Annotated in this window: 5 protein-coding genes; 2 read left to right on the top strand and 3 right to left on the bottom strand. The window is 37.1% G+C overall.

The genetic code is table 11. The features are described 5' to 3' along the window. The first annotated feature begins 108 nt into the window (after positions 1-108). Positions 109-693, top strand: a complete 585-nt coding sequence (locus ACP6PL_RS21570) for a hypothetical protein (RefSeq protein ID WP_426547330.1) — start codon at positions 109-111, stop codon at positions 691-693. A 309-nt stretch (positions 694-1,002) separates the two neighbouring features. Here ACP6PL_RS21570 and prmA read toward each other — a convergent pair whose 3' ends face one another. From prmA to ACP6PL_RS21555, 3 genes are all read right to left on the bottom strand, one after another. Next, the gene (prmA, locus tag ACP6PL_RS21565) at positions 1,003-1,896 is read right to left on the bottom strand and encodes a 50S ribosomal protein L11 methyltransferase (protein WP_426547329.1); all 894 of its coding nucleotides are present in this window, start codon (positions 1,894-1,896) and stop codon (positions 1,003-1,005) included. Positions 1,897-2,092: 196 nt separating this feature from the next. Next, positions 2,093-3,676: a phosphoglycerate dehydrogenase gene (gene serA, locus ACP6PL_RS21560; protein WP_426547328.1), complete on the bottom strand. Its 1,584-nt coding sequence runs from the start codon at positions 3,674-3,676 to the stop codon at positions 2,093-2,095. 312 nt (positions 3,677-3,988) lie between these two features. Beyond that, positions 3,989-4,111, bottom strand: coding sequence for a hypothetical protein (locus ACP6PL_RS21555; RefSeq protein WP_426547327.1), 123 nt, complete (start codon positions 4,109-4,111; stop codon positions 3,989-3,991). Between the two features lie 71 nt (positions 4,112-4,182). Between ACP6PL_RS21555 and ACP6PL_RS21550 the strand changes: the two genes are divergently transcribed. After that, on the top strand, positions 4,183-4,689 hold the full coding sequence (locus tag ACP6PL_RS21550; RefSeq protein WP_426547326.1) for a hypothetical protein: 507 nt from the start codon (positions 4,183-4,185) through the stop codon (positions 4,687-4,689). The last annotated feature ends 244 nt before the right edge of the window (positions 4,690-4,933 follow it).

Raw genomic sequence — 4,933 nt, 5'->3', positions numbered from 1 at the left:
CGGTTAAAACCCGAGGTAATTATCAATTATCCATTATCAATTATCAATTAATGAAGGATTTTATATTATTAACTTCAAAGAAAATATAACCTTGAAAATTTTTATCTAATGAATACACCAAGTCATGCCATTATTAATCTCGCACTTCTTACTAAGTCTCAACTACCACAAGCTAATCTTGCTATTGTAATAGGTGGAATTTTACCTGATATTCCTATCTTTATTTTCTACTTTTGGGCAAAATTTATTGTTCGTTTACCAGAAGCAAAAATTTGGTCAGAAGCATATTATCAACCATTAATCCAAAATCTTGTTGCCATCTTTCATTCTATTCCTTTGGCTATAATTGGATTGTTAATTTCCTACTATTTTGGTTGGCAAATTATGCAAGTCATCTGTATTAGTTTAGTCTTGCATTCTCTACTAGATTTGCCAGTACATAATGATGATGCTCACAGACACTTTTTTCCCTTCAGTAATTATAGATTTATTAGCCCTATTTCTTATTGGGACCCAAAGCATTATGGGTCCATTGTTGCTTTGATAGAAATTTTGTTAGTTTTATTAGCAACTTTGCGGGTATTTCCCGGAATTAATTCTATTGTAGGAAAGGGATTAATGATTTTAGTAAATATATTTTATTGGAGTGGTTATTTTTATTTTTATCTTCGTTCTAAAGTTTTAATCAACTAGATAACTACACAATAACATTAGTAATCATAATTGGATTTTTCCTCACTTAACTGGGAAAAAATAACCAAAATTAACAACTTTCAAGAATTAAGAATTTAGAATTACCTTTCCTTGAAAAGAAGAGGATTGACGAACAGAAAAATTTTTATTTATTATCCCTTTAAAAGGGGAGGCTTTAAACCACAATATTGCGGTCAATAATGCCTATTCCCTATTAGACATCTCGGATCATAAAAAAAATCAATTATCAAGCATAAATTATCAATTACTTATCCCTGCTCCCTGCTCCCTGCTCCCTAATTCCCTAATTTAAGAACGCCGAATATTAAAACAACACCACTCTTCCCGTTTCCAAAGAGTAGCTACAACCCAACCATTTTGTTCTAAAGTATCAGCAATTGATTTAGCTTGTTCTAATAAAATCCCACTCATAATCCCCCAAGTTGTAGGTTTAGTGATCGCTTCGAGATGGGGAATTATATCAATAATAACCTCAGCTAAAATATTACAAACTATACCATCTACAGGTTCAGGAACTAATTTAATTAAATGTTCAATATCTCCCTGTTCAACAATTAATTTTTCCGGCTCTATTTGATTTAATTTTCCATTATTAATAGTCGATCTAATCGCTAAAGGGTCAATATCTACAGCATAAATCTGACGTACTCCTAATAATGCGGCCCCAATGGACAAAATACCACTACCACAACCAATATCAGCAATAATAGCTTCAGGATTTGGTTCCAAACCCAAGCGCATTTCTAATGACTCTAAACATAATTCTGTAGTAGGATGAGTACCGGTACCAAAAGCTGCTCCTGGATCTAAACGGAGAATAATTTTATCTGACTCGTCTGGTAAAGCTAACCAAGCAGGATGAATCAGAAAGCGATCGCCAATTTCTTGAGGTTGCCAATATTGCTTCCAACTACTTGCCCAATCTTCTTCCTCAATTAAATGCCAATCCATCACTGGAGCTGGTAAATTCATACACAGAGAATCTTGACGCAGATTTAAAGCCAGAGCTGACAAGTCCAACAGTTGAGTTTGCTCTTCTGGTAAATAAGCCAATATCAAACAATCATTACCTTTAACCTGACTCGCTGTCCCCCGGCAACCAAAACTATCCAGACGCCAGAAAATTATCTCCTCCAGACTTTGGTTACATAAGACTCTGATTTCCCACCAGTTATATGCCATAAAAATAGAATTTAGAATTTAGAATTTAGAATTCAGAATTGGTAAATTTACCTTATCGAATACGGAATTAGTAAATTTGCCTTATTGAGTTCATAATTTAGAATTTAGAATATTAGAATTGGTAAATTTACCTTATTGAATTCAGAATTCACAATTGGTAAATTTACCTTTAATTCTACATTTTAAATTCTAAATTCTACAGAGCAACTGTATAAGCATTTCTAATTCCTGGTTCTTTGAGAATTTCAGTTAATATTTCTTCTGGCAATGGGTCATCAATACTTAATACCATTACCGCATCACCCCGAACAATTTTACGACCCACTTGCATACTGGCAATATTGACATTAAAACTTCCTAGAAGTGAACCTATTTTACCAATAATTCCGGGCATATCTCGGTGGAGAGTCAATAACATATATGGACTAGGAGGAACATTAATTGGGAAACCATCAATATTAGTAATCCGAATTTCATTTTCTCCCAGCAAAGCACCTCTAACAACATGGTCGCCCAGAGAACCCTTTGCTTCCAAATACAATGAACCAGTATAATCCCGTACCGAAGCATCTCTAGTTTCCACTACCCTAATACCTCGTTCCTTAGCTTCAATAGAAGCATTTACATAATTGACCCGCTCTCGTAAAGCTTGGGAAAGTAATCCCTTCAAGGCCGCCACTACCACAGGTTTACTATCTCCAGTGGCCAAATCTCCTTGGAGACTAACATTGAGAAAATCAATTCGTCCACCTGCTAACTGACTGACCAAATTACCGAGAGTTTCGGCCAATGACAAATAAGGCTTAAGTTTTTCTAATGTATCTGGATACATACCAGGGATATTCACCGCCGATCTAGCAGGCAACCCTAATAATACATCTCGAATTTGTTCAGCCACATCAATTGCCACATTCACTTGAGCTTCAGCAGTAGAAGCACCCAAGTGAGGAGTCAAGACAATTTTTTGCCCCAACTCTCGTAGTGGGGACTCAGCTTCTAGAGGTTCATTTTCATAAACATCTAAAGCAGCTCCAGCAATTTTTCCTTCTTTTAAAGCTTCAGCTAAAGCAACTTCATCAATAATTCCACCTCTAGCACAATTAATAATCCGAGCTGTAGGCTTCATTTTGGCAAAAGTTTCAGCATTAATAGAATGATAAGTTTCGTCAGTTTTGGGTATGTGAAGAGTAATATAATCAGACTCCTGGACTAACAGTTCCATATCCACCAAAGTACAACCCAACTGCTCTGCCCTTTCTGCAGAAATAAATGGATCGTAGGCCAAAATTTTCATACCCATAGCTTTCGCCACCTTAGCTACATGGGAGCCAATTTTACCCAAACCAACAACACCGAGAGTTTTTTTGTAGACCTCTACACCGATAAACTTTTTACGGTCCCATTTGCCACCGATAATTGATTGGTTAGCCTCTGCAACATGGCGCGACATAGACATCATCATCGCCAGGGCGTGTTCTGCTGCTGCAATGGTATTTCCTTCTGGGGAGTTAACTACTACAATACCTTTACGGGTTGCTGCTGCTACATCTACATTATCTACCCCTACTCCAGCACGACCGATAATTTTGAGCGCTGTCGCAGCTTCAATAATTTCTTTGGTGACTTTAGTACCAGAGCGAATCATTAAACCATCATATTCTGGTATAATTTTCACCAATTCTTCGGCAGGTAGACCTGTTTTAACATCTACCTGAGCTACTTGGGAGAGAATATCTATTCCACTTTGATCGATTGAATCTGATACAAGAACTTTTGGCATAGGAAGTTAGTTTAATAATTGAGTTATTTGAGATCCACTCCAGCCTGTTAGCCTTAGCTCCTCTTAAAGAAGCAGGTGCGGAGATTCTTACTGAGAGCTACTGAAGTCTCTCTTCGGTGGCCTTCCCTTAGTTAGATAGTCCTAACTAAGTGCTAGTCTTACATTTTATGACCGGTCGATTTTTAGTTTCTGTTTCAGTTTTGCTTTCTATTTCGCTGCGCGACATGAAACGGGACATGAAACGCGAAATAAAAAGCACAGTTAATCTGTAGGAGGCAAGCCTCCCAGCAACTAATTTCTTGCTACTTACCATCAAAGCTGAAAAGTCTCCGATAAAAGGGGAGGCTTAATACCTACTTTTTCGGTGATTGTTTGAGCTACTGAATTTTCTGTTTCAGTTTGATTTTTTTGTGCCTTAAATAACAGCTTTACCATTTAGAGTACCAGTATGGGCCTATAATTTAATTGATTGTCAGAAAGATTTTAGATTGCTTTTATTAATTTCTATGAATTATCTTGTCGCCGTATTATCAGACCGTATTCAAGCTGAGGCTGCCTATTCTGCTTTGGAAAAAGAGGGTTTGCCTATGAAACAAGTGGCGATATTGGGCCGGGGCTATCAAACTGCCGATGAATATGGCCTAATTGACCCGAAAGAAGAGGCCCGTAAACAAGCGCTCCGCATGATTACTTGGCTTGTACCATTTGGATTTGCTGCTGGCACTACTTTTAGTTTGATTACTGGTTTGAATACTTTTGCCTGGGCAGGGGAATTTGGCAATCATTTTATTGGTGGAATATTGGGTGGTATTTCTGGTGCAATGGGTGGGACTTTTGTTGGTGGTGGAGTGGGTTTAATTGTTGGTGGTGGTGATGCTGTACCTTATCGTAACCGCCTCAACGCAGGTAAGTATTTAGTTGTTATTAGGGGTTCGGAAGCTTTGACTCGTATGGCAACTCGTACTTTATATCAGTTTAAACCAGAAAATATTCAAGGATATTCTGCAAATTAAGAATTGAGAATTGAGAATTCTGAAGTTGAAAATCAGAGACCGTTTGTAAAAGGAATATTAAATCCAAGCTTAGGGTGGGTTTCGGCTGTCGCCGACATGAAAAGGCGGCAATAACTATGGATCGTAGCCAAAATTTAACTTTCCGCCGTAACTCACCGAACATTAAGCACTCTTAACTTCTTAATCTTTGGTTTACCCAATTATTAATTATTAATAATTAATAATTAAATAATTCTGGTTTAAA

Origin of the sequence: Dapis purpurea BLCC-M126 (assembly GCF_050015975.1) — a bacterium.
GTDB lineage: Bacteria > Cyanobacteriota > Cyanobacteriia > Cyanobacteriales > Microcoleaceae > Trichodesmium.
Note: the sequence above shows the minus strand (reverse complement) of the source record. Positions and strands in the feature narration are given on the sequence as shown.